This window comes from Microvirga sp. P5_D2, from assembly GCF_054049475.1.
The window spans coordinates 131,310-156,657 of the sequence record NZ_JBFUMH010000003.1 but is presented as its reverse complement, the minus strand read 5'-3'; the positions used below and the strand labels follow the sequence as shown (position 1 = coordinate 156,657).

General features: G+C 60.6%; 28 protein-coding genes, 1 tRNA gene and 4 pseudogenes. 12 read left to right on the top strand and 21 right to left on the bottom strand.

Going from position 1 to position 25,348, the window contains the following annotated elements; all coding sequences use genetic code 11:
• From ACXJKO_RS02535 to ACXJKO_RS02525, 3 genes and pseudogenes are all read left to right on the top strand, one after another.
• Nucleotides 1-224, top strand: a pseudogene (locus ACXJKO_RS02535) (IS110 family transposase); the annotation flags it as partial.
• Between the two features lie 206 nt (nucleotides 225-430).
• Nucleotides 431-1,078, top strand: coding sequence for a calcium-binding protein (locus ACXJKO_RS02530; protein ID WP_457089500.1), 648 nt, complete (start codon nucleotides 431-433; stop codon nucleotides 1,076-1,078).
• 6 nt (nucleotides 1,079-1,084) lie between these two features.
• A complete protein-coding gene (locus tag ACXJKO_RS02525; RefSeq protein ID WP_457089499.1) occupies nucleotides 1,085-1,330 on the top strand; it encodes a hypothetical protein in 246 nt (81 codons plus the stop codon).
• 1,423 nt (nucleotides 1,331-2,753) lie between these two features.
• On the opposite strand, the gene ACXJKO_RS02520 is transcribed toward ACXJKO_RS02525, so the two are convergent.
• From ACXJKO_RS02520 to ACXJKO_RS02510, 3 genes are all read right to left on the bottom strand, one after another.
• A complete protein-coding gene (locus ACXJKO_RS02520; RefSeq protein WP_457089498.1) occupies nucleotides 2,754-3,716 on the bottom strand; it encodes a DUF2279 domain-containing protein in 963 nt (320 codons plus the stop codon).
• A 204-nt stretch (nucleotides 3,717-3,920) separates the two neighbouring features.
• Nucleotides 3,921-4,697 (bottom strand): outer membrane protein, encoded by a 777-nt coding sequence (locus tag ACXJKO_RS02515; protein ID WP_457089497.1) that lies wholly within the window; start codon nucleotides 4,695-4,697, stop codon nucleotides 3,921-3,923.
• Nucleotides 4,698-5,062: 365 nt separating this feature from the next.
• A complete protein-coding gene (locus ACXJKO_RS02510) occupies nucleotides 5,063-5,305 on the bottom strand; it encodes a hypothetical protein (RefSeq protein WP_457089496.1) in 243 nt (80 codons plus the stop codon).
• 256 nt (nucleotides 5,306-5,561) lie between these two features.
• Between ACXJKO_RS02510 and ACXJKO_RS02505 the strand changes: the two genes are divergently transcribed.
• The 6 genes from ACXJKO_RS02505 to ACXJKO_RS02480 all read left to right on the top strand — a co-directional run bounded on the left by ACXJKO_RS02505 (nucleotide 5,562) and on the right by ACXJKO_RS02480 (nucleotide 9,408).
• Nucleotides 5,562-5,732, top strand: a complete 171-nt coding sequence (locus tag ACXJKO_RS02505) for a DDE-type integrase/transposase/recombinase (RefSeq protein ID WP_457089495.1) — start codon at nucleotides 5,562-5,564, stop codon at nucleotides 5,730-5,732.
• Between the two features lie 549 nt (nucleotides 5,733-6,281).
• A complete protein-coding gene (locus ACXJKO_RS02500) occupies nucleotides 6,282-6,719 on the top strand; it encodes a hypothetical protein (RefSeq protein WP_457089494.1) in 438 nt (145 codons plus the stop codon).
• 94 nt (nucleotides 6,720-6,813) lie between these two features.
• Nucleotides 6,814-7,377: an HdeD family acid-resistance protein gene (locus ACXJKO_RS02495; protein ID WP_457089493.1), complete on the top strand. Its 564-nt coding sequence runs from the start codon at nucleotides 6,814-6,816 to the stop codon at nucleotides 7,375-7,377.
• A 70-nt stretch (nucleotides 7,378-7,447) separates the two neighbouring features.
• A complete protein-coding gene (locus ACXJKO_RS02490; RefSeq protein WP_457089492.1) occupies nucleotides 7,448-7,819 on the top strand; it encodes a hypothetical protein in 372 nt (123 codons plus the stop codon).
• A gap of 108 nt (nucleotides 7,820-7,927) precedes the next feature.
• A complete protein-coding gene (locus ACXJKO_RS02485; protein WP_457089491.1) occupies nucleotides 7,928-8,182 on the top strand; it encodes a hypothetical protein in 255 nt (84 codons plus the stop codon).
• A gap of 116 nt (nucleotides 8,183-8,298) precedes the next feature.
• Nucleotides 8,299-9,408: an AI-2E family transporter gene (locus ACXJKO_RS02480; protein WP_457089490.1), complete on the top strand. Its 1,110-nt coding sequence runs from the start codon at nucleotides 8,299-8,301 to the stop codon at nucleotides 9,406-9,408.
• 38 nt (nucleotides 9,409-9,446) lie between these two features.
• Here the strand turns inward: ACXJKO_RS02480 and ACXJKO_RS02475 are convergent, their stop codons facing one another.
• The 6 genes from ACXJKO_RS02475 to ACXJKO_RS02450 all read right to left on the bottom strand — a co-directional run bounded on the left by ACXJKO_RS02475 (nucleotide 9,447) and on the right by ACXJKO_RS02450 (nucleotide 14,091).
• The gene (locus ACXJKO_RS02475; protein ID WP_457089489.1) at nucleotides 9,447-9,965 is read right to left on the bottom strand and encodes an N-acetyltransferase family protein; all 519 of its coding nucleotides are present in this window, start codon (nucleotides 9,963-9,965) and stop codon (nucleotides 9,447-9,449) included.
• A gap of 67 nt (nucleotides 9,966-10,032) precedes the next feature.
• Entirely contained in the window at nucleotides 10,033-10,854 is an 822-nt protein-coding gene (locus ACXJKO_RS02470; protein ID WP_457089488.1) for a lytic murein transglycosylase, read from the bottom strand.
• 158 nt (nucleotides 10,855-11,012) lie between these two features.
• Nucleotides 11,013-11,699, bottom strand: coding sequence for a hypothetical protein (locus ACXJKO_RS02465; protein WP_457089487.1), 687 nt, complete (start codon nucleotides 11,697-11,699; stop codon nucleotides 11,013-11,015).
• A 372-nt stretch (nucleotides 11,700-12,071) separates the two neighbouring features.
• The gene (locus tag ACXJKO_RS02460; protein WP_457089486.1) at nucleotides 12,072-12,731 is read right to left on the bottom strand and encodes an ion channel; all 660 of its coding nucleotides are present in this window, start codon (nucleotides 12,729-12,731) and stop codon (nucleotides 12,072-12,074) included.
• 411 nt (nucleotides 12,732-13,142) lie between these two features.
• Nucleotides 13,143-13,496 carry a hypothetical protein gene (locus ACXJKO_RS02455; RefSeq protein ID WP_457089485.1) on the bottom strand — a complete coding sequence of 118 codons (354 nt, stop codon included), beginning with the start codon at nucleotides 13,494-13,496 and terminating at the stop codon, nucleotides 13,143-13,145.
• A gap of 34 nt (nucleotides 13,497-13,530) precedes the next feature.
• Complete coding sequence (locus ACXJKO_RS02450) at nucleotides 13,531-14,091, bottom strand: hypothetical protein (RefSeq protein WP_457089484.1); 561 nt, start codon at nucleotides 14,089-14,091, stop codon at nucleotides 13,531-13,533.
• Between the two features lie 551 nt (nucleotides 14,092-14,642).
• On the opposite strand from ACXJKO_RS02450, the gene ACXJKO_RS02445 reads away from it, so the two are divergent.
• The gene (locus tag ACXJKO_RS02445; protein ID WP_457089483.1) at nucleotides 14,643-14,897 is read left to right on the top strand and encodes a hypothetical protein; all 255 of its coding nucleotides are present in this window, start codon (nucleotides 14,643-14,645) and stop codon (nucleotides 14,895-14,897) included.
• A gap of 75 nt (nucleotides 14,898-14,972) precedes the next feature.
• Here ACXJKO_RS02445 and ACXJKO_RS02440 read toward each other — a convergent pair.
• From ACXJKO_RS02440 to ACXJKO_RS02395, 10 genes and pseudogenes are all read right to left on the bottom strand, one after another.
• A pseudogene (locus ACXJKO_RS02440) lies at nucleotides 14,973-15,816 on the bottom strand (HD domain-containing protein).
• 948 nt (nucleotides 15,817-16,764) lie between these two features.
• Nucleotides 16,765-18,252 carry a YfjI family protein gene (locus ACXJKO_RS02435; protein WP_457089482.1) on the bottom strand — a complete coding sequence of 496 codons (1,488 nt, stop codon included), beginning with the start codon at nucleotides 18,250-18,252 and terminating at the stop codon, nucleotides 16,765-16,767.
• Nucleotides 18,252-18,545, bottom strand: a complete 294-nt coding sequence (locus ACXJKO_RS02430; protein ID WP_457089481.1) for a toprim domain-containing protein — start codon at nucleotides 18,543-18,545, stop codon at nucleotides 18,252-18,254. Before ACXJKO_RS02430 ends, ACXJKO_RS02435 begins: the two co-directional genes overlap by 1 nt.
• On the bottom strand, nucleotides 18,502-18,621 hold the full coding sequence (locus tag ACXJKO_RS02425) for a hypothetical protein (RefSeq protein ID WP_457089505.1): 120 nt from the start codon (nucleotides 18,619-18,621) through the stop codon (nucleotides 18,502-18,504). The genes ACXJKO_RS02430 and ACXJKO_RS02425 overlap by 44 nt, the downstream gene beginning before the upstream one ends.
• Nucleotides 18,622-18,673: 52 nt before the next feature.
• A pseudogene (locus tag ACXJKO_RS02420) lies at nucleotides 18,674-18,922 on the bottom strand (DUF7146 domain-containing protein); the annotation flags it as partial.
• A 182-nt stretch (nucleotides 18,923-19,104) separates the two neighbouring features.
• Nucleotides 19,105-19,302, bottom strand: a complete 198-nt coding sequence (locus ACXJKO_RS02415) for a helix-turn-helix transcriptional regulator (protein ID WP_457089480.1) — start codon at nucleotides 19,300-19,302, stop codon at nucleotides 19,105-19,107.
• Between the two features lie 117 nt (nucleotides 19,303-19,419).
• Nucleotides 19,420-20,049, bottom strand: coding sequence for a hypothetical protein (locus ACXJKO_RS02410; RefSeq protein ID WP_457089479.1), 630 nt, complete (start codon nucleotides 20,047-20,049; stop codon nucleotides 19,420-19,422).
• Between the two features lie 7 nt (nucleotides 20,050-20,056).
• The gene (locus ACXJKO_RS02405) at nucleotides 20,057-20,323 is read right to left on the bottom strand and encodes a hypothetical protein (protein WP_457089478.1); all 267 of its coding nucleotides are present in this window, start codon (nucleotides 20,321-20,323) and stop codon (nucleotides 20,057-20,059) included.
• A gap of 118 nt (nucleotides 20,324-20,441) precedes the next feature.
• Nucleotides 20,442-21,635, bottom strand: a pseudogene (locus ACXJKO_RS02400) (tyrosine-type recombinase/integrase).
• 139 nt (nucleotides 21,636-21,774) lie between these two features.
• Nucleotides 21,775-21,864 (bottom strand) — tRNA-Ser (locus ACXJKO_RS02395).
• A gap of 200 nt (nucleotides 21,865-22,064) precedes the next feature.
• Between ACXJKO_RS02395 and ACXJKO_RS02390 the strand changes: the two genes are divergently transcribed.
• Nucleotides 22,065-22,385 (top strand): PetM family of cytochrome b6f complex subunit 7, encoded by a 321-nt coding sequence (locus ACXJKO_RS02390; RefSeq protein WP_457089477.1) that lies wholly within the window; start codon nucleotides 22,065-22,067, stop codon nucleotides 22,383-22,385.
• 81 nt (nucleotides 22,386-22,466) lie between these two features.
• Nucleotides 22,467-23,126: a peptide-methionine (S)-S-oxide reductase MsrA gene (msrA, locus tag ACXJKO_RS02385; protein WP_457089476.1), complete on the top strand. Its 660-nt coding sequence runs from the start codon at nucleotides 22,467-22,469 to the stop codon at nucleotides 23,124-23,126.
• Nucleotides 23,127-23,165: 39 nt separating this feature from the next.
• Here msrA and mepA read toward each other — a convergent pair whose 3' ends face one another.
• Nucleotides 23,166-24,077 (bottom strand): penicillin-insensitive murein endopeptidase, encoded by a 912-nt coding sequence (gene mepA, locus ACXJKO_RS02380; protein ID WP_457089475.1) that lies wholly within the window; start codon nucleotides 24,075-24,077, stop codon nucleotides 23,166-23,168.
• A 102-nt stretch (nucleotides 24,078-24,179) separates the two neighbouring features.
• Nucleotides 24,180-25,340 carry an SDR family oxidoreductase gene (locus tag ACXJKO_RS02375; protein ID WP_457089474.1) on the bottom strand — a complete coding sequence of 387 codons (1,161 nt, stop codon included), beginning with the start codon at nucleotides 25,338-25,340 and terminating at the stop codon, nucleotides 24,180-24,182.
• Between the last annotated feature and the right edge of the window lie 8 nt (nucleotides 25,341-25,348).

The following is a 25,348-nucleotide window of genomic DNA, read 5'->3' as shown; positions in this document are numbered from 1 at the left end:
ACAAGTACCTGCGGACGCTCTTCGTCCAAGCCGCCCACATCGTGCTGGTGCGTCGACCGCATGGGGCGAGGCTCGGCCTGTGGCCCTGGATTGAGACCACGGGCCGGAGGCTGCATCGCAACATGCTGGTGATTGCACTCGCCAATAAGCTCGCCCGCATTGCCTGGGCGGTGCTGGCGCGCGGCCCCGCCTATCAGCCCAGGAGTGCTTTTCATGCCGTCTGAGGCGAACTTGCTCGTGAGCCTTTCCTGAACGGGTTCGCGTGAACCATCAACCCTGAGGGTCGGACAATGACATCCGTCAGATAACCAGCAGTTTCCCGCCGAGGTCTGCGAGATGAAGGAAGAGATGGACGAACGGTCTGCCCGGCGCAACCACAAGACTGGGTGCCATTTTGGCCCACAGAGGTCTTTCCGGTAGCGAGTCCTGGATGCGCGCGGACGATGGTGGTGATGGCGATGATCATCTCGACGCCGGCGAGGACAATGATCATCTCTATGGCCGCTACGGCAACGATACCCTGATCGGCTGGACCGGCAACGATCACCTCGATGGTGGTGAGGACAATGACACGCTCGAAGGGGGCGAAGGTAACGACACGTTGCTGGGCGGGACCGGCAACGATGCGCTCGATGGCGGTGATGGTGACGACGTGCTCTGGGGTCAGGATGGCGACGATACGCTGATCGGCGGCACTGGCAGCGATGCGCTCGACATGGGGGACGGGCACGACCGCGCCTATGGCGGCAACGACAACGATTATCTCTCGGGCGGCGCCGGCAACGACGCGATGTACGGCGAGGCTGAAGATGATATGACGTGGGGCGGTGCTGGCAACGACACGGCCGATGGCGGCGACGGCCACGATCAGCTCTGGGGCGACGCCGACAACGACCAGCTCTACGGCGACGACGGCAACGACCTGCTGCTGGGCGAGGACGGTGACGACCTCTTGTGGGGCGGTAACGACAACGACTGGATGAACGGCGGTAATCACAACGACACGCTCTATGGTGGTTCCGATCAGGACACGCTGTTTGGCTCGGAGGGAGACGACGTGCTGTTCGGCCAGGACTGATACGACGTGCTCAACGGCGGGGCCGGTGACGACACGCTGTATGGCGGGGCGCATTCGGACCAGTTCGTGTTCGATGTGGGCGGCGGCTCGGACGTGATCAAGGACTTCGGCTGGAGTGATGTGCTGCGTCTGACAAGCGTGTCGTCGCAGAACTGGTTCACGGGTCACAACATGCCGAAGACGATCTGGAACTGGTCGACGCTGGTCGGCACGGAGATCGCGCTTGACGGCGGCCGCAAGGTCCTTTTGTAGGGCGTGAAGGCCGACCAGCTCAAGGGCGGTGTGGTCAATGGTGCCTGGGAGTGGCACTTCTAAGTCGCACCAGCCAAGCACAGCCAACAACCAAGCGAGCCCGCCGTGTGTAATGTACGGTGGGCTCTCTTGGTTTTGTCCTTAGTACATGCCTCTATGCTACCCTGAAGTTCGCTACTACACCGCAACCRGACTRAGTGGTTTTMRGGCGGAGAACAGAGGCAAAGTTGGRGCCGKAAAGACYCTCTTCGGCGTCCARAGAACGTCCGCCAGAGAATGGTTGTCCCGAAATTGGCACAAGAAATCCGGCACTTAGAGGAAGGACATCTGAAATGAAATGTCCTGGAATATCAGTCACTTAGATAGTGGCGGAGGGAGCGTCCTACGGAGACGGGAGGAAGTTCCTGTATTTTCAGTTATTTAGCTGGCGTGCGCATGCCGGATCCCACACTCTACCCCACATTTTTTATAGGCTCAGCAGCCTTCGACGTCCATTCCCAAGTGCAGAGCGGACTCTCACAAGGTCTAGCTGGAGGGCCGTGCCTGACCGATATTGTTGAAAAACTCCGGGCAAGCCGTTCTTGGGCCGACCTCATACTGGATGCTGGGCCGTCCTAGTCAGCCACATACAACCAGTAGACTATCGATGCTCTGCCAACGAGTTTTTCAACAAAATCGACCCATTCCAGACCTTCCGAGGCTAGGAAAAGCAGGTTCGCGGCAGCGCGTAGACCGGTCAACGGCTGGACATCGTCCGGCGGGTGATGATCCCAGGGCCAGAGCGGAGGGAGCTGACCATCGGTCCAGTTCTGTCAAGACAATGTCTCAACTGATCAAGCACCCCCTCAAGATTCAGCGTAGGATTCAGGCTTTGCGAGGGGTTTGGGACCCGAAGGAACATCGGCTCCTACATTGCGGGATGGTCTATGGTTGCTTGGATTCCAAAGTTGGCCGACGTTCTCGACTTGGAATGAAGCTTTAGAAAGGGAGACTCCAATGATCAGAGTGATCGCTGTTTTGGGTTTTGCTTTAGCCATCGCTTCACCGACGCAGGCAATGCCACTTTCGCCAATCCAGTCGGAGAGTATGGTCACGCCAGTCGTCGCCGGTTGCGGGCCGGGCAGGACAAGGGTTAATGGTGTTTGCCAGTCCAGAATCGAGAAACGCCACAACCGCCGAGAAGAACGCAGATGCGTGCGATGGAATGGGAGCGTTTGCGCTCAATACGAGTGAGATGTTTTGAGCTGGCGTCTGAAACCAACAGTCAATAGTTCAACATTCATCATCGTTTAAGCAGCGCCCGGTTCGACGCCGGGCGCTGTATTTTCTGAGTCTGGTTGTGCGAAGTCCGTGCGCTCTACGGCTGACGCCTATCGGGTTCCGCAGTCTCTGATGGTCCAGCCTGCCAAGCGCTCTTGTCAGCTCAGTCCTCGAACGTCGTTCCCACACGACGCACCGTCGAGAAACGGTCCTCGGCGTAGACCGACGTGTAAGGCACCTGGATGTATTCGAGCGTCTTGCGCGCGGCCCAGCCAGGAAGCGTATCCCTATACCGGGCGAAATTCGGGTTGGGTCCGGTTCCAAAGAGCACCTCGTTGAGGTTCAGTCCCACCCCGACATAGAAGGATCGTTCAATCGGATAGCCGAGGGCTCGCTCCTTCTCCTCGAAGCCGCGTGCATCGAAGCCGACATGCAGCTCGGCAAAGCGTAGCGGCGTACTTTTAAGCGTTTCGAACCCGCTGCCCTTCAGCGCCATGATGTAGCGCTGGCGCTCATAGGGCGGCAGAATGCCGTTGTCTCCCGTAATACCTGGCCGCTCATAGCTCGCAGGCGTGTACATGAACCGCCAGTCCAGCTTTTCCCTCATTCCGGGAATGGAATTCCGGAAGACGGAGAACAGCGCCCCAACACCGTTCGCCACGATGTCCTCGCGCGAGAAGCGATGCCTGCCGGTGAACCCGTCCATGGTCTCGGCGAGGCCCATAATGCCGAACGCGACGAGCGCGGCCGTGATGGGCGCACCTGCGGGATTCGAGGCATTGGCCCGGATCCGGTCCGTCAAAAGGTCGGCGATGACATAGGTCGAGAATGAGTGGCCGATCTTGTCCATGCCGCCGTGCCGGGTGTTCTTGGAAAACCATCCTTCCTCGATGGTCTGGAACCCGGACGTGTTGCCCCAGTCCCAGTCCTTAAAGCCGATGACGGCAAATCCTGCTCCGACGATGGCGAGCTCCCACCGGATCGCATGCAGATGATCGCCGAGCTGGTGGAGCGAGTAGAAGGTCGGAGGGACGGGCGCCGGCTCAAGGCCTGCCTGCAAGGGCGGCGCAGCCGTAGTGGCCGCGTCTGCGGGCGGTCTCGTATGGTGCTTCTTCGCTCGGGTCACGGAGCGGGCTTCCGAGGTTCCGCTCGGTTGCGCCAAGGTTGCCTCTGGATGCAAAACGGTCCCGAGGGCGGCAAGACAAGCAACAAGGACGACGACCCGCATCAATTGATTCTCTTCAGACTTCCTCGGCCGGATCTCCCTATGACAAGCGGCCGAACGAAAGGCCCGGCACAGCCCGGGCCTTTCCCTTGTTGGATCAACGGCTCAGTAAGTGCCGAACTTGAAGTTCAGCTTGGCGCGTGCGACGAAGAACTCGTTTTCGTCATTGCCAAACCCGGGAGCGAAAACGGGCTGCACCGGTCCTACGGCTGGGGTGAAGGTCCCGATCTGACGGTCGAAGACGTTATTGTCGTCATTGTCGACGCTGATCCATAACCCTTCCAGGCCGAAGGTGACGGCCGACGAGCCGAACCAGTTCACCGGCAGAGCCCATTCGACACCGCCACCGGCCACCCAGCCGGTGTTGTCATCGGAGTAGGCGAGACCACCCGTGGCGTAGATCAGGACGCGGTCGAAGGCGACACCCGCGCGGAGACGAAGCGTGCCGAACCAATCCGACAAGTCATTCTCGAACTCGCCTGGTACAAAGGCCCCAGGAAGCGCAGCCGGCACGAACCGGACGTTGACGCCATCGCCGGTATCGGCCCACTGGATGTCGGCCTCGGCGCCGACCACGAACGAGCCGAACTGCCAATTGTAACCGATCTGGCCGCCGCCGGTGAAGCCGCCGTCGTTATCGTCGTCGAAGAACAGCGTTCCCGGAACAGCAACACCCGGTCCGTCCAGAATCACGGATGCCGAGTTATCGTCGCGCCAACCCCAGCCAGCATTCACACCGGCATAGAAGCCCGTCCAGGTGAAGACCGGGACTACGATCGGAGCCGGCGGCGGAGCCTGAGGAAGATCGGCGGCAGAGGCTGCTGTGATGCCAGCCGTGGAGAGTGCCGTAGCGGCCAAGAGGCCAAGAAGACGTGATTTCATGTGCTTTAATCCCTTGTGCGAGGACTCGCATGGAGCAGTATGAAGCGCTGTCAGGTTCTGGCTATGGCATGAAAGCAACACGCGTACGATTTCATTGTTTGCGACAGTATTGCTGGCATGAATACAAGCCTATCGTGTTGCTAATACAGTATAACAATTGACGTGAGCGCAGCCAAATGGCCTACTGCCTCTGTTTTTCGGAGACCTCCGAAGGCGAGGTGAACACTTAGCCCTGCCCTTAACCCAGGGGCAGGGTTTTGTCTTGAACCCGGCGAAAATCTACGACCATTTGGTAGGCGATAGTTCCGGCGTTATCTCGCAATCGAAGCGAGAGCCTCCCAAGTCGACGTTGGCTACTTTATTAATCACCGATCAAAACATTGCCCGGTAATGATAATTCCTGCCGGACTTTTGATATCGCCAACATCCTTCGCATCTTTGATCGCCGCGTTGAGCTCAGTGACGATTGGCTCGAGTTCGCGCAAGTATGCATCGCGTGCCGCCTGGCATGCGTTCTTGGTGCTAAATTCTATACTATGAATGGCCGGAACGAAGCGGGCCTGTGACGGGTGTCCGTACATCAGAATAGTTATGAGGAGTACCGACATCACACCTGACCTCCAATGGTCTCGCAAGCTGCCCTGTCTGGCTCCGACCATATGGTAAGGGCGATCGGAAACTGTCGCAAATTGTTCGGCAGCTTCGTTAGGCATACTCTCTTGAACGGTCCGAAGGCGTTTGATGTTCAGCCGGTCGCCATTTCGGTCGCCGGGCGATCCCCCTGTGCGAATAGAACTGCCCCATTCAGCCTCAGCATTCGGAACCTGAAGAGAGGATGGCGAAACAAAGTGTGCAGTCGATCACATGACGATCCATCGTGACCGCCCACCGGGCAACCGGCATGTGGATGAGACCTATATCAGGGCCCGTGGTTACTGGCGGTACCTGTATCGCGCCATCGACAGCAACCGCGACATCGTCGAGTTCGGGTGCAGCGAACGGCGAACTCTCGCTGCTGCCACGTGCTTCTTGTGATGAGCCTTGAGGTGGTATGGCTGAACGGATCGGATTGTCATCGATGGCAGCCCGACAGCCGTGAGGCAATTCTGTCCTATGGCACGACAGGCCGGCCCCGCCACCTTCGTGCATCTGGTTGGGCTTCAACCGAAACCACCTTCACGGAGCCGACTACTGATAGCCGCCAAATCGGAGCTAGGATTATTTCCGTAACGGCCTGCGTTGGGCAATCTCCTTGCCGAGTCGCCTAGGGCTGCGAAATGACTCGCAACAGCCTTTGATCAAGTTCTTGATCGAAACCCCATTCAACCAGGAGGACATCCCCGATCCATTGCCGTTGATAATATCCTGCGCCTTATAGAAGCATCCTCGTGATCTTTGAGTGATCGGCGAGTGTGTCTTCGCAAAAAAATCTTAAGAGAAACGGATGGGTGGCCAAAACGGTCAAGACTTTGTCCCCTCTGGTCAAGCACAACATGCATTTGCGACAGATAATGTGAGGTTCTGACGAAGAACGCACTTCGCGTCAACACCATGCATGATGTGTCAGCTGCAAGGAGGATTACCATGAGAATGTCGATTGTTCTTGCGAGTGCTGCCCTGATAACCATCGGCGGAATCGGCCTTGCCGCGGCGCAGCCCAGCCCTGTTCGGGGAACGCCAGGATCTCCCTTCCCCTACGCAGCGGCTCACGAGGTACAGATGTTCAACGGGGTTCCCTGCCGGACGATGTACGACAAGAAGCTCAAGACCCGCGTGCCTATCCAGTGCGCGGGTGAGGTCCACGTCTCCAGGGTCGATGTTGCTACGACCGGAAGCACCGCTTCAGGCGCCGCGACAGGAGTTCCGCTCACTGGCACACCGGGATCCCTCTTTCCTTATGCACGGCCTGAGGAGATCAGGATGTATAATGGGGTTCCCTGCCGGACGATGTACGACAGACGGCTCGGCGCTCGTGTTCCCATCGCATGCGCCGGCGACGTCATGGTCCGCGGGGCCCAGTGACCGGTGAGGTGACAAACCGGATGATACCTGCGCGGCATCGGATAGGAACCAATTCGATGCTGCGCAGGCTTATTCTCAGTGACGGAGCCGCGCCATGGCGACGGTCTTGCGAACCGATCTCGGAGTATCGGCGATCAGCCGCGGATGGCTGCTTGGGGTAGGGGCTCTGGCAGTCGTGCTCGGCGTCATCGGCCTGTTCATGACCCTCACGTTTGTCATCGTCGATGTGGCTTGGTACGGTGCCCTCCTGATCGTGGCTGGAGCCATTCAGGCAATTGAGGTGATCGCGCTACCGGTGACGGCAGGTAGTCGGCTCTCCCGCGCGCTGTGCCTCATGCTAGGGCTGCTCTATGTAGCGGCCGGGTTGTACGCGGTGTTCCAGCCCGCCGGGGCCGGAGTTGCCCTGACCTTGGTGCTCGGAGCCCTGCTGGTTGCGTCCGGCGCCGTGCGGGCCGCCTGGATGCTGGCCCGGGAGGGACAACATGCGCGCGGGCTGGGGCTCGTGCTGGCCGTCGTCTCGGCTGCGCTCGGACTGCTCCTCCTCGGTCAATGGCCGGTATCAGGGCTATGGGTACTGGGGCTGTTCGTCTCGGCTGATCTCGTCGCCTATGGCCTGTCCTGGTGCTGGGCAGTCTATGCGGCTCACCGCATAGCGTGAGTGGTGGTCTGCTGCTGGATCGCTTGGCCCATGCCGAATGTTGTCTGGCTCAGATGGAAGGAGATCGCTCATGCATCGTCTTCTGGCCATTTCCTCGCTGATCGTGACATTCGCCTTGATGGGCAACGCCGCTCTTGCGCAGCAGCAATTCGATGGACGCTGGAGCATTCATGCCGTCCCTGAGAAAGGCGGCTGTCGCAGGGCGCATGATTATACGGTCGTGGTCGAAAACGGCGTTCCCCATAACGCGGCTGCGCGGGGCAATCAGGATAAGGCGGTCGGCGGACTGGAGCAGAACGGGGGAGTTCGGATCAGCGTCCAACGTCGCAGGGCCCATGTCGCGATTACCGGGAAACTCTCAGGGAATTCGGGGTCCGGCGTATGGACCGTGATCGGGAGCATAGCCTGCTCAGGGCGGTGGACTGCCTCCAGATGGGGATGAGCAGGAGGGATCTTGCGGTGGCTGAAACTGTCAGCGTCTTGTCCCGATTGATCAAGCATCTCTGCGTGGAGGGGCCAGAATTCATTCGGTGGATATAGGGAGGCGGAAATGAAACTTCTGATCGCATTGTCGGCGCTCATCGCTGGATTCATCGCGGCAAGTACTGAAGAGGCCCGTGCCGTGGTTTACTGCCAGTACGTCAACTATCCTGTCGGTTGTGTCGTGCGGCCCGGAGTCGTGCTGCGTCCGCGACCGGTTGCGCGCGCGGCCGTGACGCCCGGTGTCGGGGCTCCAGGTGTTGGCGTGCGCCCCGGAACGCCGATGAACCGTGGCGGTCCGGTTAATCGGGTGGGGCGGCGCTGAGCTGCTCTCTCATGTGCAAACGGGTCCTGGGCGAATGGAACCTGTTTGCGCATGGAAACCCATGACGATGTGAATGCGCGAGAACTTATAGTCCGGCGTACAAAGGGAACACGTCGATGGACCAGAACGCGCCCGACCTTGGCACTGGGCCTGAATCCTCGACCATGTTCGACACCACGCTTCGGATCGGGCTGGTGGCTGTGCTTGTTTACGCCTGCGCCCGGATCGTGCTGCCGTTTGCCTTCATTCTGATGTGGTCAGCGATTCTGGCGGTAGTGCTGTATCCTCTGCATGTGCGCCTCGCCACCTATCTCGGGCAGCGCTGGTCGGCGCTGCTGATTGGGCTGATTGGCGTTGCGGTGATGTTGGGGCCCATGGTCATCGTGGTGACGTCGCTCGCGACGTCGCTATACTCGCTTATATCGAGCTTGCAGAGCCGCGAGCTAATAATGCCGCCGCCACCGCTGTGGCTCGACAGCACGCCACTGGTCGGCGAAAAGCTGACCGAGGCCTGGGTTCTCGTCGCCACCAACCTGCCGGCGGCCCTCACCAAATATGGCCATTTGCTGAGCGGCCCCTTGACCTGGTTGGGGTCGTTCGCCGGCGGCCTGGCCCTTGGCGAACTGTCATTCGTTCTTTCATTTGGAATTGCCGCCGTGCTCATCGCCTATGGCAAGGGGGCGACCGAATTCGCCCGGCGCTTGCTGGTTCGTGTCACCGGCAGCACGATGCGAGCGACGCAGTTGGTCACGTTGACCGCGGCCACGATCCGCGGCGTCGGGCTCGGCGTGGTAGGCGTGGCGCTGATCCAGGCAGTGCTCTTGGGTGTAGGCTTCTTCGTGATCGGGCTTCAAGCAGCTGGCCCCCTGACGCTCATCGCGCTCCTGCTCGGAATCATGCAAATCCCTTTGCTTCTGCTGTCTCTCCCCATCGTCGTCTATGTCTTCACAACGGAGCCCACGCAGGCGGCCATCATCTTTCTCATCTGGAACATTGTCGTGGGACTGAGCGACAACATCCTGAGACCCTTGCTGCTCGGCAGGGGGCTGGAGGTGCCCATGCCGGTCATCCTGATGGGTGTCATCGGCGGCGTGATTGTCGATGGGCTTCTCGGTCTGTTCGTCGGCCCCGTGCTTCTCGCCGTCGGTTATGTGCTTCTGGTGGAATGGTTGCAGCAGCACCCAGCCGACGGCCGATATCAACACGATGAGGCTGCGCCGTCATAGCGATGGTACTTGATCGTGTTGGACTTGGCATTCCCAGCTCACGAAAGATGAAGGACGAGATGGGTGCTGCCCGACTCCCGCTCAGTCTGGATGCCGAGCCCGCTCTTCCTGAATATCTTCAACATGGCGGCGTTCTCTGGCAAAACGTCGGCGGTCAACTCCTTGAGCCCGGCGCTGCGCGCGATGTTCACGAGGTGACGCATGAGGGCTGTGCCGATGCCCTGTCCCTGATGAGCATCATCGATGGCGAAGGCAACCTCGGCTTGGCCTGAAGGTCCCACAATGTAGCGGCACCCGCCAACGATTTCCGGATGGCCGTTCTCTTCCAGCAATGCGACCAAAGCGACGTGGCCCACGAAATCAACATTGAGATAGAAATCGACTTCTTGCTCCGTGAAACCGCGTTTGAAGGCGAAGAAGCGTCGATAGAGAGACTGATCGCTGACGCGCCCGACTGCGGCCAGCAACCCAGCTCGATCGGTTGGCCTCAGCGCACGAATTTCAATCGTGCGGCCGTCCCGCAGGGTCTCGGTGGCGGAGTAGTCGCTCACATGCATGGCTGCCTCCTGAAAGTCCTGATGGGGCGATGCCAAATGCCTTGACATTCTGGGCCATGAATCCGCATCAGCGGCTCGCTGCGGTGCCGTCTCTCCCGTCGATTTGTCTGCCGATCTGGGCGATGGCTTGCTGATAGACGGAAGCTGCATTCCAGGCTTGGATTGCGCTGAAATTGGCTTCGCCGGGCTGATAGCCCGCACCTGCGCGCCAGCCGTTGGCCCTGAGAAAGTTGGCCGTCGAGGCAAGTGCATTTGCCGCAATATCGAGATCGCCGCCGGTGCCGTAGTTCAGGATGCTCTTGGGCAAGAACTGGGTCTGGCCGATCTCGCCGTGCATGGAGCCGCGCGTGTCCGCCGAGAGAATGCCACGGTCCACCAGGGTCAGAGTGGCGTAGAGCTGCTCGGTAAAGAAAGCTGAGCGACGGCAGTCGTAGGCGAGCGTTGCCACAGCCGATAACGTGTTCTGGTTTCCGCGTTGCCGTCCAAAGGCTGTTTCCATGCCCCAAATCGCCAGGAGCGGTCCTGGTGGAACGCCGAAGCGTTGCTCAAGAGATGCGAAGAGTGCTGCCTGGGACTGTTTGAGTGCCCGTCCCCGCGCAATGATCGTCGACCCCCCTCTCTTGGCGAGAAATTGGTCAAGCGACAGACGAAAACTCTTCTGGCCACGATCGGCGGCGATTGTCGCTGTTGCATAGGTTGTGCCCATGAGAGCCGTGATGGTCGCGGCACTGACGCCTCGTGCCCTCGCTTCGCCTGCAAACTGCTGCTTCCAGGTGGCGAAACCATCCGCCGTGCTTCCGCACTGGGCCGCTATCGCCGGATTTGCCATCCCAGCGAGTAACACCAAGGCGACTCCGGCGGACCAACTGTTCGATCTGTCTACAATCATTCCCCTGTCCCCTCACATCGGTTTCGCTGAGGTAGCCTGACGCAGCATCAGGGCTGAGATGAGGCGTCAAAGCAGGCTCCCACATTCCTCTGGACCGAGCTCACTCATGTCAGAAACGTCACATCCAGGCGTAAACGAATAATTTCGCGCCGGTGTACTCATTCCAGGTTGATCGCTCCGAGCCCAAAGCCTGCCTTGTCATGGATGATCCAGACTTCTCCCTCGCCAAGCATCATCCCTTTGTCCCGAACGAAGACCGTCTGAAAGTCGGACTTTGCGACGACCTCCAGGATGCGTGGATTGAGAACTGTTTCCCTTGCGGCCGCAAGCTGATCACGGTTGCGAATGCGTCGCCTGACCTTTCCAGTCACCACGAGAGGATAGTGAGTGACCCGGTCGAGAAGCCGTACGTCGTTCGAGCGAAAGGCCGCCTTGACGCGCCTGAAGCTGTAATAGGCCTCCAAGGAATCAAAGTTCAGGCTGCGATAGCTGGCCTCGATCTCGGGCGACAGATCAGGTCGGGAGAAGCCTGCTATTGGAGTTCTCACAGGCAAGTCCATGGACCTGCGCAATTCCCGTACCAGGAGATCCAAAGCCCGATGACGATCGTAGAGGGTCTGCAACTCCGGTGAACGGGTCTTCTCTCCTCCGGTCGCAGGCGATCCTGTAGTCTCGGTCGCATTGGCCCCCGTATATTGCGACCCGCTCGCAGCAGCCGCCTTCTCTATCGCGTCATCGAGTTGGGTGCGCGCGATCCAGACCCTTTCCTCGACTTCGGCAAGCACCTGCTCATGGGAGGGTCTGAATCCTGGGCCTTTCGAGAGATCTGAGGGGAGGGCTTTCATAGCCTCTGCCTTTGGCCCTTGCGGTTCGTCAGTCGGGTATCGAGGGTCGATTTTGTATGTCCTGCCATAGACCCTGACGAAGAAAGGGTCCGCCTGGAGGGGGACCGCACAAAGGAGGACCGGCAGCCACATGAAGAGCCCGAGAATCTTTGCGTTGAAGCGGACCATCGCCGCCTCCATTCACAAGAAGATTGAGGTGCCTCAATCGAAGCGCCGTCTTATAAGGCTCGACGGAATAATAGCAGAAAACCGCTCGAGCCGCGATGAGGAAGATTTCAGCTTTCCCGCGGGGCGCTATCGCGGATCACGAACAGTGCCGTGAGGCACGCCAAGCCCCGAAGTAAAGGCGGCCTAATCCATAAGATGACATTCTCAGCGGCTGCCCTGACGCATCTCGAGGGTCACGATCCTTGCCAGCAGCGTTGCCGGATAAAGTTGGCCGATGAGGCTTTCGAGCGTGCATAGGGTACGTGCGATTGGATGCACGGGAACGATGTCGCCGAAGCCTGTCGACGTCAGAGTAACGAAACTCAGGTAAAAGACCGAATTAGCGAGGGCGGCGTTGTCTTCGAAGGCGATGCCCTTGAATGCATCCGGCGTCGACAGCCCGACAAACATGAACAACGTCCCAAACAATACGGCGATGAGCAGGTACAGCAGGATGGCGCCAACGATCCGGTGATAGGTGACACGGCCGCGTCGGAAGACAGCCTGGGCGACGACTGCCCCAAGAGTGACCGCGATGGCAAGCCACGCCGCCGCTAATAGATAAAGGTTGTATGGCCAGGGAGGATAGTAAAGACGCAGCACGAAGACGACGATGTTCGCCATGAGGCAGATGAACATCACGATCACAGCCGCAGGATGCTCGGAGATGACGAACATGCTGCCGACGATTGCCAGAAGGGCGGCGATCGCGAAGCCTTGGAACACGAAGATTCCCATGGCCTGAAGCGGTGCGAATACGAAAATCGCGAGCATGAGCACTACGGTCAGCAGGGTGAGCAGCCGGTCCGTATACAGTCGCCGCATCTGGCGAACTTTGCTTATGCGATCCACGATCCGAAGCATTCCGCTCGCATTGTAGCGCTTATTGCCCTGTCGTGCATGGTTTCTAAGGCGGCGTGGCCGCAAAAGGTGAGCTCTGGTGGTAATCCCATCAATCTGATCGTCGCGTAAACTGTACTCTATAATGAACGAGCCGACGCCGCCTTGGGTGGGCTGTACAACTTGGCCCATCACCGGACGGTGGAGGTGAAGCGGCCCCACCCAAGATGAGGACACGAGAACGCCGGGTGTGAATTTGAACTCACGCCCAGCCCTCTTTTGTATGACCTATCCTGTTGCGCCACCGGACGATGTTGGCAGCCACTGGATAAATCTGCACGAGCATCGTGAAGCTGCACCGCGTCTGGACAGCGCAGCTTCCACTTCATGAGCAGTCTATCGGGATGGAGGTGTACCTGGAGCCGCTCCACCCGGGCTAGTGCCTGACGGCATTCCTGCACGAGCCCGCTCCAGCAACGTCGTGGCCGCCTCGACGCAAGCTCTCATGGAGTCGCGCGGATCGCACCGCACGGCGAGGGTCGCATCCCCGGCGCGCAGCAGGAAACCCGCGCCGCGTGCCGGTCCTCCCCGTCCCATTGCGCTCCCGTCGAGCCCGCGTAGAAGATCGTCGAGGTCTCGATCCTGCCGACCGTACGACGAGCCGCGGTCATCGGCTTCGCCCGAACTTTGGCTGAGGGCAGGCACGGTGAACAGCATCAGCCCGGCTGCCACAAGAAACGCCCTTCTCATATCGCTTCTCCTCTGAGTTTAGGTTAGGAGCGGATCAGTCGCGGCAAATGCGCCGGCGTACCAAGACCAGGAGGCTACCGTCTTGGGCTCGCAGGCTGCGGGCGAGGAAGTAGCAGCCGCCGCCATCCATTCGCGCGGCCAGACGTTCCCGCAGGCGACCGCGCAAGCCACCGCCATCGTCCTCGTCATCCCATCGCGAGGCTACCCGTTCACGGAGACGGTCCCGCAAGGCGCCGCCACCCTCGTCGTCCGATCGTGCGGCCAGCCGTTCGCGGAGGCGGTCTCGCAGGCCGGGATGATCCCGTAGGAAATCCGCCAGTTCGCTACGGCGATCCCGGCGCTCCTGGAGCAGATCCATGAGCATGTCGCGCTGATCACGACGCTCTTGGACAAGATCCATGAGCATGTCGCGGCGATCGCCGCGTTCCTGAATCCAGTCTCGCAGAAGATCGCGCAAGCTGCTGTCGCTGATGTCGGATCCGTCATTGCGCCACCCGACCTCTTGGGCAGCAGCCGGAGTCGTCGTTGTGAGAAGGAAGGTGGGTGAGGCGAAGAGGCTGAATGCCGCTATCGCCAGAACAGGCAATCGGGTCATGATGCTTCTCCAGTTGGAAACCAGAAACAGTTTCAACTCGGACGCACATCCGCGCCTTCCGGCAGGCCTCCTCACATCTCAATCAACCTTGGGGCGGATGCGACGCGGGAGTTCAGGTTTTGCATGAAAGCTGGTGCGCGAAAGCTTGAGGACCAGGAATGCACGGACACCAGCTTATCAGCGTGGGAATTGTATCGATCCATGTTGGCTTCTTTGCGTCGACGATGCTCGATCCAACAGAAATACCGATGGGAAAAAGAGGTAGCAAGCCTCTTCTTTTGGAGGACTCCGGAACGCTTGCTATCCTGTTCTCCCGAGGCGCGCATCAACGTGCCAGAAATCTATTCGCAGCCGATGCGCCATTTCCGAGCGTCGACTTGGTCGAATCCTAGAGACAGTCAAGGCACCATGCAGCATGATGCCGGGCAAGAGCGTCGCAAAAGGATGAGCGGTTGTCCTTATCGATCAAGCATGTCTCGGCCTGATTTGCTCTTGTTGAGCGTTCCTAGAAGCAGGGTGAGTGGAGCCCAGATTTCGGAAGGAAGCACGCCATGAGAGTTACGTTCATCGCGGTGATGATTGGTCTCCTGTTCGCGTCAGTGCCGGCTTGGTCGCAGCGCAGGTCCGGTCCGTTCACACCCTCAGGAGAAATCAAGATTCCATCGCAAAGTCAGCTTGAAAAGGAGGTTTTCACGGAGCCGCGCAACGACTTTTCATCGATTGATACCGTGGCTGATGCCGAGATGGAGCGCATGGACCGGCAAATCGATCAGCTCGTCGATCGGGGAATTTGCGACGGATGCTGACAGTGAATCCTTGCGTCTGACGCGGTCACTCGGACGGCGTTAGGCCATGGGCTGCCTGATCGATGTGGATATGGGCTAACGCTGCGGTCCCATGAGGGCAAGGCGTGCTGGGCACAGAACACGTGGCTGTGCAGGTTCGCGATCCACTGCCGGCCTGCCGCCGTCACGTTCAGATAGGCAATCGCCTCCTCGAGGTGCGACGATACGCTGGACCAATAGAAGTCCGGATAACACTCGACCAAGTCGGCCGGCGAGGCATAGCCGAGTTGCCGGTTGAGGCCGATCTCCTCGAACTCGCGGAACAGGGCATTCGCCTTCTTCAGGTAAAGAGGATCACCGAGCTGGCCGATCAGGTCGGCGGCCTGGACCAAGCGTCCCTCCCGGACGTCCTGCGCATTCTCCGATCGATCGCACACGGGGAAGCGCGTAAGCTCAACGGCCCGCGACACCCGCCCCACATCAAGCAGGGGTGAGCCGGTCAGAGCTCCATGACGAAGAGCTTGGAGCGGTCGACATGATAGGGAGCGAGCGCCGCATCCGAGGCGCCGCGCTGCAAGCTCACGGTCGTCCCGCTTGCATCTACCACGAACTTATCCTTGCCGTCACCCTTCAGGATGCCGCGGACATAGCCGATGTCGTGCAGCAGGCAGGCGATGATCGTATGCGAGTAATCGTCCGGCTCCAGGCGCTCCGTCAGGATCCGACCATGGAGGATGTCCCGACCGACTAAGGTGACCAGAAGGGTATGTTCGACATTGTGGTAGAGGGCGTCGCTCCGGCCGAGGCATTCCAGAGCCATGCGAGCGGTACTGTCGAGGCGCTCGGCCTTGTCCTGATGCGAGGGGCCGAACAGCCGTCGGAAATCGCCTGCGATGTGCCTTCCGAGCTCGTCCGCCATGATCTCCGGCATCGTCATCATGCAAGCCTCCTGCATGCGGTGCGGCCCCGTCCGAGATTATAGCCGAGTTCATGCGAAAGGTCTGCGGAGAGCGCGCAGGCCTCGGCAGCGGAACGTCCATTGTTCGAACAATTCGTGCCCGCAACGAACGGAGGTTGGCTGTTTCCCAACAGGGATGGGGCAGAGGGGCGCACCTCGGAGCAATTAGTCTCAACTCGGATCCGGCCCAATCCCGCAGGACGGGGAGCCACTCGGCCCGGAAGATGTTCGCCGGCGTGTAGAGCCCAGTGGCGATCGCCTCGCGGGTTAAGATTGTGCGGAGATAACCGTCAGGGGAGATCATTGAGGGTAAGGACAAGAGATCACTGGCCAAGTTAAAGCACACTGGCCCACGCGCATGCCGTTGCTTTTGCCTCTTGCTCTTTTGCCTACGGGTTGAACAGAAGTCATGGGCGTAGGGAAAAGGCTGGCACAGCTATGACATCTCAGCGTCAAGACCAGAGGACGAGTGCCTCCAATACCGGCGGAGGCTGACCTTAGCGCTCGCACTCATGCTCCATGACTCTGTAAAAGAGAGCCCGCGGTCGATTTTTTTGTGGAAGCAGGCCGGGCTGTTGCTAAACCCGCCTACTATTGCGACTCCCAAAAGGCCCTTTTTCAAAGGAGGATTTGGTGATTGAGATAAACGTCGACAGCGCTGGGCAGCATCGCCTCGGCCCATAGGCCTGAGAAGTCCGCCAAGTACCGAGGAAGGCCGGCTAAAAGGCCGAAAATTCAAATAATCAAAAATTCAAACGCCACCCAGCTGTCAGCGTCGCGAGGCACAGCCGAGACTGCCACAGATTGCAGGCCATCAAGCCTGCACAGCGCTAAACTGCTAATCCTGCTAAGGCACCGCATGTCGCAATCGGCTTTAGTAATTTTAGCAGTTTAGCTGAGAGCCGGTGGCTTCGGGTAGATCACGCTTGGTCAGATCGGGCGACGAATGATATGCCAGACATCGCGACGACGGACATTCTTGACGACCGCTGCCCCCTCATGACGCAGGAGCCAGAGGTGCCCCTCCAGGATCGTGATGGCCTCCAGCGCCGATTTCTTGTCCCGGAGGGGGCTTGGCCCCCACTGATACACATCAGGAAGGGACACCAGGGGCTCGCCCCAGTGCTCGTGAAGCCATGTCAGGAGCTGTTTCGCGCGGATGATCTCCGGCCGTATGGCCGAGGCCCCTTCGAGGCGGAGCGCCTCCTGGGCATAGTGCCGCGCCAGTTCGATCCCGGCCTCAAGAGACTCGCAGGAAATCTCTCGACCCGCCACATCGCGCACGAGCGACAGAATGCCCGCGAGGCGGGCGGCATGCTCGGCCAGTTTGCTGGCCAACCCCCGGATCGGCTCCAATCTGCCGCCAGGCCCAACCTCGCTTTCCACCTCGTCGGAGAACCGGATCCAGCGGCTCCGCGCCTGACTCGAGAATTCCAAGGCAGGCGGGTTCAATTCGTTCAGCGTGCCCTGCGCAAGCGGCAGAGGCGCGCGGAGGATCCCGAATAACCGCATGTCGAAAGCGTCAATGGCAGGATCAGACACGGCGGTTTCGCGCCAGAAGCGCGTGCCCGCCGCCGTCGGCGGAGCCGTGACCAGCAGGCGGGATAGGAGGCCCTGATCAGCCAAAAGCCGGTCCGACAGCAGGATCGTCGCGACGTCCGGTTGCACCATCAGGTGCAGCGCCAGTCGACGGCCAGGCAGAACGATGGCGCCGTCGCTGGCCCGCACGCGCCGGATCGGCTGCCCGTCCCACATGCTCGACAAGGACGTCGCAGTGCGCAGCTTCGTCTCCTCCCGCATGCCATGACCACCGACAAACTGGCCGCCTTCCGCCGAGAATACCCCCAGGCTCGGCTGCCCGAGAGGCAACAGGCGCTCAATACCCTCGAAGGTCGGCTCTGTGCAGATCAGCATCGGGTTCAGCGGTGCCACGGGCGCCGGCCCTAGGAGCTTGAGTCCTGCTTCCTTTGTCTCCACGTCAGGATAATGCTTTTTGTTGTTGAGCACCTGATCACGCTGCTTGGCCCAGGCATCCCGGCCATTGAGGTAGCGCCGCAGGGCTTCTTCATGCCGCCGGATCGGCCGCAAGGCTTCATTGTCGGCGGTGCTCTTGCGCTCCCCTGACGCGCCAATAGTGATGAAGTAGCACGACACAGGCCGTGTCTGTCCCATCGGAAGCCGCACATCCGCATGACCTTGCACGGCCAGGACTGCGGCTCCCAGAACAGACTGGGCGCAGATGGCGCGAGGCGCCTGGGTTTTGACCTGGATTGCCGTGGTGGCCTCGCCGAGCAAGGTGCCGAGGGCATCCACCGGAAACGGCTCCGCCGGCGGCAACTCGCGCTGCAGCGGCATCGGCGGCTCGGGCGAAACCGTGATGGCAGCATCGAACACGGCTTTGGCGTGATGGCTCGTCATTACTGGGCCCTCAAAAGATCGTTGAAGTCGTGTCCGAGAGGCGGAGCAGCGATCCGCACCTCCCGTCCTTCGGCGAGCCATCGCTCCGCCGCATCACACGCGGCATTCATGCCAACAGGATCGGGATCCGCCGCAATCGTCACCACGGTGGCCAATGGAAGCGGCGGCAGGCGAAGCGCGCGGATGCCATTGGCGCTCAGAGCTGACCAGGCCGGAATGCCCGTGGCGAGCTGGACCGACAGCGCCGTCTCAATCCCCTCCGCTACCGCCAAGTGCTCGCCGCAGGGAGACAAGTGGACGGCTCCGCCACGGACCGAGGCTCATCTTGACAGGAGACACAGGCGCCTTGCCGATACCGTCCGAGCACAGGTAGGTGCGATGGATCGCGACGATGTTCTGGCTTGGGCCACACGGCAGCGATCATGGCCGGAAGCTTGGTTCGGGACGGCGCATGCCAGCAGGAGAGCAGGAAGCGCAGGGTCGGCGGAACAGGTCCCGTGAGGCCACGGTTCTTCAGATATACGTCCACCAACGTGCCCGCCGCTGGCTCGCTCGCGAACCACAAGCGCCATGCCCGATCCGTAGCCGTCGCGTCATTAAGGCTCTGTTTGGAGGCCCGGGCGGGTTCAGCAGCGACAGCGTCGGAGTCGAAGCCGTTCGACAGGCCCATGGCGCGAAGGGCGCTCAGCACGGTCGCCTGCGGGCAACCGGCATGAGAGTGAACCAGCAGCTTGCCGTCACGGCTGTCGCGCAGCGAAAGGCTCGGATTATAATCGTCATGAGCCGGGCAGCGGGCAGTCCAGCCCGCGCCGCACCGCTGCCCATCGAGAGCACGAGCAATGATCTCGGCTCTCATTGCACACCCTCCTTGATCAGGCCGCGGATGTCTTCCACGCGCCAGGCGGTGATGTTCGGGCCGAGCTTCACGGGTTGCGGGAAGCGGCCCGAGCGCACGCCCGCCCACCAGGTTGCGCGCCCAATCGGGATAAGAGCGAGAACGGACGCAAGCCGGACGAAGCCGGTCTCAGGAAGACTTGTGGGATGCGGCATGGATCACCTCTGTCTAATGAGCGACAGGGCGATCTTCGACGATCCAGCGAGTGCTGTGGCCGAATTCGGTTTAGCCCAAGCCGAATTCGGCTTGCGCGACAAACATTATTGGGAAGATTAGTCAGGACCGGATAGTACCTCGCTGGCGGCCGTCCTCAGGCAGCCCAGAATGGTGCCCTCGTCGAGGTCAAGGCCCAATTCGTTGAGGTCCGACTTGATCTCCCTCACCGTCGTCGTCCGCGCTTTCTTTGGATCCCACGCGTAGCCCTTGATCGCCATCGCTATCACCAAGCGCAGCAAGCTCGTGCGTGTATTCATCCAACCCGGAGGGTTTTCCTGCAACTGTAACTCCAGCTCTGAGATTCTCTGCCGAAGAGTGTCGTTCTCGTCCTGCAATCGGCTTCGCTGAGCCGCCAAATTTCCGTTCGGATCTTCCTTGCTGCCGGCGTGGCCAGACAGCGCAGTCAACGCTACTCCAAGCTCCTCTGGACAACGAATGCCATCGCGCTCCAGCCACATGACAAACTGTTCTGGCTTAATTGGAAATGCCAATTCTCCCACAGCTTCCGCTCGCCCGATGCGCTCTCGAAGCTCAGCATACTCGTCGGCAAAGGCATGGTAGCCGACATAGTTCTGCACACGTTCCCAGTTCACCAAATCGGGATCCTTGCCCAGAGTTAGTGCAACGGCCTCTTCGGATGACCAGGAGGGACGTTTGCCCCAGCGATTAAAGTCGGCCGTTGCCACCCCCGGCTCAAAGACACCCGCGGCGAACACCGAGTGGTCGAAGGAACCCTTTGCTGTCCCTCACCTCATCCTCATACATCTCCTTAAGCTTTGCATCGGGCATATCGTAGAGAGAGGTTATCCATGCCTCATTTTCCCGTAAGCGTTGCTGGGGACCATCAGAAGGCCCGGCAAGATGTTCAGGAGAGCGGTTCAACACCTGTTCGAGCTTCTTAAGGTAAACCGTCCGATCTCGGAGAAAGCGGATCATCTCCTCGCGGGACTTATCCGACATGAGGATCTCCATTGCTCTCGTATCACAGCAAGAGTGTAATCCGGCGACGGCGAACGCAAGCCGTCAGCTTCGGTGCTTCCGGATTGCCTCTCTGGGAGACGCGCCGCCTGATGAACCTCTACGTTCCCGCAGGTGACGCCACAGTCACAAAGCGGTACCACTCATCCATCAACTCGCGTCGTTTCTCCAGCAGGTCGCCTCTGCGGTAGGCCGCTTCGACGCGGTTCGGAATGGAATGAGCCAGCGCCATCTCGCAGACATCATGAGGATGGCTCGTCTGTTCCGCGGCCCAATCCCGGAACGCTGAGCGAAACCCGTGGGCCGTCACTTGAACGTGCATGCCGCGCAGCGCCATCAGGAAAGCCATGTTTGAGAGCGGCCGGGCAGGAGAGCGGCTCGGAAACAAGTAATCGCTCCCGCATCCAAGCTCCTTCGCCCTGCCAATGATCTCAAGGCAGCGCGGAGCCAGGGGCACACGATGTTCCCGTCCTCCCTTCATACGCTTGGCCGGAATCGTCCAAAGCTGCTGTGATAGATCGATCTCGCCCCACGTGGCGCCGAGCACCTCATTGGTGCGTGTGGCGGTCAGGATCAGGAACTCGAAGGCGAGCCGCACGATCTCGGCACTGCTTGAGGCATGCAGTTTCTCGATGAACTGCGGCACGTCCACGTAGGGCAGGGCGGCATGGTGGTCGGGTTCGTCGGATTGCTTCGGCAGCCCCTTCGTGACGCCCTCCACCGGATTGTCGCCTGACCGGAACCCAGCCGCCTTGGCCCAATCAAGCACGGTGCCAATCCTTTGGCGAACCCGGCGGGCGGTTTCTGGCCGGGTCAGCTAGATCGGAGCCAGAACCTTCAGGATCTCGGGCGTATTGATTCGATCGACCGTCAGTTCGCCCAAAACGGGATTGGCGTACTGGCGCAGGGTATTGATCCACTGCTGGGCATGCTTAGCGTTTCGCCAGGAGTTCCTGTACTCAGCATGAACCCGCTCCGCTGCATCAGCAAAGGTCGGAACGATACGAGTGCTAGTACGCCGCTCCGCCACCGGATCTCCGCCCTGGCGAGCGATCTTGCGCAGGGCGAGTGCCGTCTCGCGGGCTTCCGCCAAGGAGACGAGAGTAGTGCTGCCAAGACCGATGTCGCGCCGCCGGCCCCGGACCACCGTCCGCAGGGTCCAGCGCTTTGCCCCGGACACATCAACCTCAAGGTAGAGACCATTCCCGTCGGCATACCGGCCTGGCTCGCGCAGGGATCGAACCTGCACGGCCGAGAGCGCCTTCTCGGGATGCTTGCCTGATCTCTTGGGCATGGGTGTGCCCACATCTAACCCCACAATTTTAGCCGGATTGGGCTGGATTGCAATAGATGCGCATGGACAGGTTCTGAGGCTCAAGTCATTGCCCGGAATGACATTTCTGGATGGGGCTAGACGGTCTTGGACACGAGGATGGCGGAGGGAGCGGGATTCGAACCCGCGATACGGTTTCCCGTATACACACTTTCCAGGCGTGCGCCTTCAACCACTCGGCCACCCCTCCAGCATAAAAGAGCCCATCGGGCCCAGTAACCTTGTTCGCGAAGCCGCGTAACAGGTTGCTCGCACGTCGTGCGGAGCGCCCGTGTATCGCTAAACGGGTGCAAAAGGCAAGTCCGATTGTGTGGGAAGTTTGTGTGAATCGACTTTCCGGCGGCGACAAAACGCTCTACATATCCCCCTCTGTTTAGAGGGGATAAATTCTTGAAATTCCTGGCGCGTAGTTTGGGGCTTCTGCTGGTGGCCGCTGGCTTCGTCGGTCTGGTGATCGACGGCACGCGTTCCATGGTCAACCAAGCCGTCTCGTTCGTCAGCATCCAAGAGGCGGCAGGAATATTGTTTCCCGGCGCCGTCACGGGACTTGAGCGCCAGTTTACAGGGCACACCTATTCCTGGCTCTGGGATCCCTATGTGATCCAGTTCCTTCAGCTCCCCGCCTCCGTGACGGGCTTTCTGATCGGTGCACTGCTCCTGTGGCTTGGGCAGAAGCCCATGGAGCCCATCGGCTACGTGTTCGATCGCTGATCATGCGCTGCGGCTGACGGATGCCGCACTCCCATCCGGAAAAGGAATGCTTACATAAGTGAGGTCACGAAAGAGGCCTCCATGTTCAGCTTCCGCAAACCCGTTGAAATGCCCAATGCCGCCCAGGCTCTGCCGGGCCGTTCCAATCCCTTGCCGACCGCCGAGAAGCACTTCGTCAACGGCCGGTCGCTTCAGCCGCCTTACCCGGACGGCATGGAGAAGGCCGTGTTCGGCCTCGGCTGCTTCTGGGGTGCCGAGCGCAAGTTCTGGCAGCTGGGAGACGGTATCTGGGTCACGGCCGTGGGCTATGCGGCTGGCATCACGCCCAACCCGACCTACGAAGAGGTCTGCAGCGGCATGACCGGGCAGAACGAGGTCGTGCTTGTCGTCTTCGATCCGAAGAAGATTTCCTATGAGGACCTTCTGAAGACCTTCTGGGAGAACCACGACCCGACCCAGGGCATGCGGCAGGGCAACGATGTGGGCACGCAGTACCGCTCCGGGATCTATGTATTCGACGAGGCGCAGCGAAAGGCTGCCGAGGCGTCGAAGGCTGCTTATGGCCAAGCTCTATCGGAGCGCGGCTATGGCCCGGTCACCACGGAAATCCTGGATGCCGGCCCGTTCTACTTCGCCGAGGATTACCACCAGCAATACTTGGCGAAGAACCCGAACGGTTATTGCGGTCTCGGCGGCACCGGCGTGTCGTGCCAGATCGGAACCGGCATCGCGGCCGAGTAAATCAGTGGGCCGGACGGTGCAATTCGTCCGGCCCTTCTTTCATGGCGACACCAGCACGCGCCGGCATTCCTCGGGTAGTTGCGCCATCGTCAGCGGCGGGCGCGGCTTGCCTGGTTTCGGATGGAGCATCTGCGGCGTGAACCACTGCGCGAGATCCGCGCCGCAGCCGTCGCCGCCTGGCGGCGGGTCCTGATCGGAGCATCCCGCTTCGCCGGCAGGGCAGGCGAGGCGGATGTGGAAATGGTAGTTGTGGCCGTATGTCGGGCGCACCTTGCTCAGCCAGGATCGATCCTGCCCGGCCTCGCGGCACAAAGCCTTCTTGATCGCCGGATTGACGAAGATGCGCGCGACGCTTCGTTCTGACGCCGCCGCGCGGATAAGCGCCATGTGCTGCGGTGTCCAGATGGCGGGATCGATATCGAGCCAATCATCGCGCACCACATTGGTGGCCGACATCTCCTCGCGCTCCAGACGCGACAGTCGGCGGTCCGGCATGGGCGTCAGCCACACATCCGCATCGAGGCCGATCTGGTGAGAGGCGTGCCCGGTCAGCATCGGCCCGCCACGTGGCTGGGACATGTCTCCGATGAGCAGGCCGGGCCAGCCGTTGATGGACGGGACGCGCGCGGACAGCCGCTGCAGCAGGGCGATCAGTTGCGGGTGGCCCCAGTTGCGATTGCGCGACAGGCGCATGACCTGCCACGTGTCTCCGTCCACCGGAATGGCCATTGCGCCGGCCACGCAGCCGCGGGCATAGCTACCGATGGAGCGCGCCTGGAGCGAGGCGGGCTTGTCGCGTCGGCCGAACAACTCCTTGGCGGCAAGCCTCGGATCGTCCGGGTTCGAAAGAGGCGCTAAGGGCTTCGGATCCACCGAACCCCTGTCCTGAGCCATCGCCGACCCAGTGATGAGCAGGCTGACGGTGAGCGTGAGGAGACGAATCGTGTTCATGGCAGAAGGCTAACCTTTGCGCCGCAACTCGCAAACTGGTGCCCTGCGGCCATGATGTCGCTCGAAAGAAAAAGKCCCCGATGATCCGGGCCTTCCCCTAGTTCAGTGGCGCGGCTGCGGGCGCCCCTCATGGGTGCCGCGCTGGCTTACATGACCTGGGCCCATGACGCGCTTGTCATGGCCGTTGCCGCTTCGGCGCATCTGCGGCTGATAGCGCGGCAAAGACTGCTTCGAGCGACGGCGCGGCCTTGCACGGGTGAGCGGCGCGAAGAAGAGGCTGGCGATGGCTGCGCCAATGCCTGCGAGCACCGCTGCGGTTGCCAAGGGATGGAGTTGCGCTTCGAGCAGCAGGCTCGTCTTGCGCGGCTCGCCCGGCAGCGAGGAATACATGTCACCGTCCTCACGGGAGCGATAGAGGTTATCGCGCATCTGCGGCCGCTCGGGATGATCGGTGGTCTGCGAGCTGTAGCCGGTCAGCTCCATCGCCTTGTCGGTGAGGCGCGGCGCCAGCTTGCCCATTGCGCCGATCACCCATCCGCCGAAGCCGATGGTGAGCTCGCGCCGCTGGTGCTCGGCGGCGAACACGATGGCCCTGGCGACGAGATGCGGATCGTAGGTCGGCGGCGGAACGGCGGCCTCTTTGTCCAGGTAATTGCGAGCGTGCTCGACATATGGCGTGTCGATCGCCGAGGGCTTGATGAGGGTCATGACAACGGGAGCGCCCTGCGTCTCCAGTTCCATACGCAGGCCGTCCGTGAAAGCCTTCACTGCATGTTTCGAGGCAGAGTACTGCGTCTGCAGCATCATCGTCCGCTCGGACAAGACGCTGCCCACATTGATGATCGTGCCGCTCCGGTTGCGCAGGTGCTCGGCGGCGATCAGGGAGCCGTTCACGACGCCCCAGTAGTTGACTTCGAAGAGCTGGCGCTGGTCCTCGATCGGGATCTTGTCGGAGGAGCCATAGAGAGCGACGGCCGCATCGTTCACCCAGGTATCAAACTCGCCGAATGTGTCGATGGCCGTCTTGGCGATGCGCTCGATGTCCTCGCGCTTGCTGACATCGGCGGGCACCGCGATGGCGCGGGTGCCATTGCGGCCGAGTTCGTCGGCAACCTTGCGCAGGGCCTGTTCGTTGCGCGCCGCCAGAACGAGGCCTTTGACTCCACGCGAGGCGAACAGGTGCGCTGTCGCAAGGCCGATACCGCTGGAAGCGCCCGTGATGACGACCACTTGCTCCTCGACCGGCTTCTGGCGAACGGGCATGGCAATCT

What these genes read in the sequence shown, in the direction of transcription:
- ACXJKO_RS02530 (WP_457089500.1), top strand. Translation starts at nt 431, where the DNA reads ATGCGCGCGGACGATGGTGGTGATGGCGATGATCATCTCGACGCCGGC.
- ACXJKO_RS02480 (WP_457089490.1), top strand. Translation starts at nt 8,299, where the DNA reads ATGGACCAGAACGCGCCCGACCTTGGCACTGGGCCTGAATCCTCGACC.
- ACXJKO_RS02505 (WP_457089495.1), top strand. Translation starts at nt 5,562, where the DNA reads ATGACGATCCATCGTGACCGCCCACCGGGCAACCGGCATGTGGATGAG.
- ACXJKO_RS02495 (WP_457089493.1), top strand. Translation starts at nt 6,814, where the DNA reads ATGGCGACGGTCTTGCGAACCGATCTCGGAGTATCGGCGATCAGCCGC.
- ACXJKO_RS02510 (WP_457089496.1), bottom strand. Translation starts at nt 5,305, where the DNA reads ATGTCGGTACTCCTCATAACTATTCTGATGTACGGACACCCGTCACAG.
- mepA (WP_457089475.1), bottom strand. Translation starts at nt 24,077, where the DNA reads ATGAACACGATTCGTCTCCTCACGCTCACCGTCAGCCTGCTCATCACT.
- ACXJKO_RS02515 (WP_457089497.1), bottom strand. Translation starts at nt 4,697, where the DNA reads ATGAAATCACGTCTTCTTGGCCTCTTGGCCGCTACGGCACTCTCCACG.
- ACXJKO_RS02470 (WP_457089488.1), bottom strand. Translation starts at nt 10,854, where the DNA reads ATGATTGTAGACAGATCGAACAGTTGGTCCGCCGGAGTCGCCTTGGTG.
- ACXJKO_RS02435 (WP_457089482.1), bottom strand. Translation starts at nt 18,252, where the DNA reads ATGACGAGCCATCACGCCAAAGCCGTGTTCGATGCTGCCATCACGGTT.
- ACXJKO_RS02485 (WP_457089491.1), top strand. Translation starts at nt 7,928, where the DNA reads ATGAAACTTCTGATCGCATTGTCGGCGCTCATCGCTGGATTCATCGCG.
- msrA (WP_457089476.1), top strand. Translation starts at nt 22,467, where the DNA reads ATGTTCAGCTTCCGCAAACCCGTTGAAATGCCCAATGCCGCCCAGGCT.
- ACXJKO_RS02465 (WP_457089487.1), bottom strand. Translation starts at nt 11,699, where the DNA reads ATGAAAGCCCTCCCCTCAGATCTCTCGAAAGGCCCAGGATTCAGACCC.
- ACXJKO_RS02375 (WP_457089474.1), bottom strand. Translation starts at nt 25,340, where the DNA reads ATGCCCGTTCGCCAGAAGCCGGTCGAGGAGCAAGTGGTCGTCATCACG.
- ACXJKO_RS02475 (WP_457089489.1), bottom strand. Translation starts at nt 9,965, where the DNA reads ATGCATGTGAGCGACTACTCCGCCACCGAGACCCTGCGGGACGGCCGC.
- ACXJKO_RS02450 (WP_457089484.1), bottom strand. Translation starts at nt 14,091, where the DNA reads ATGACCCGATTGCCTGTTCTGGCGATAGCGGCATTCAGCCTCTTCGCC.
- ACXJKO_RS02500 (WP_457089494.1), top strand. Translation starts at nt 6,282, where the DNA reads ATGAGAATGTCGATTGTTCTTGCGAGTGCTGCCCTGATAACCATCGGC.
- ACXJKO_RS02415 (WP_457089480.1), bottom strand. Translation starts at nt 19,302, where the DNA reads ATGCCGCATCCCACAAGTCTTCCTGAGACCGGCTTCGTCCGGCTTGCG.
- ACXJKO_RS02455 (WP_457089485.1), bottom strand. Translation starts at nt 13,496, where the DNA reads ATGAGAAGGGCGTTTCTTGTGGCAGCCGGGCTGATGCTGTTCACCGTG.
- ACXJKO_RS02490 (WP_457089492.1), top strand. Translation starts at nt 7,448, where the DNA reads ATGCATCGTCTTCTGGCCATTTCCTCGCTGATCGTGACATTCGCCTTG.
- ACXJKO_RS02445 (WP_457089483.1), top strand. Translation starts at nt 14,643, where the DNA reads ATGAGAGTTACGTTCATCGCGGTGATGATTGGTCTCCTGTTCGCGTCA.
- ACXJKO_RS02405 (WP_457089478.1), bottom strand. Translation starts at nt 20,323, where the DNA reads ATGTCGGATAAGTCCCGCGAGGAGATGATCCGCTTTCTCCGAGATCGG.
- ACXJKO_RS02460 (WP_457089486.1), bottom strand. Translation starts at nt 12,731, where the DNA reads ATGCGGCGACTGTATACGGACCGGCTGCTCACCCTGCTGACCGTAGTG.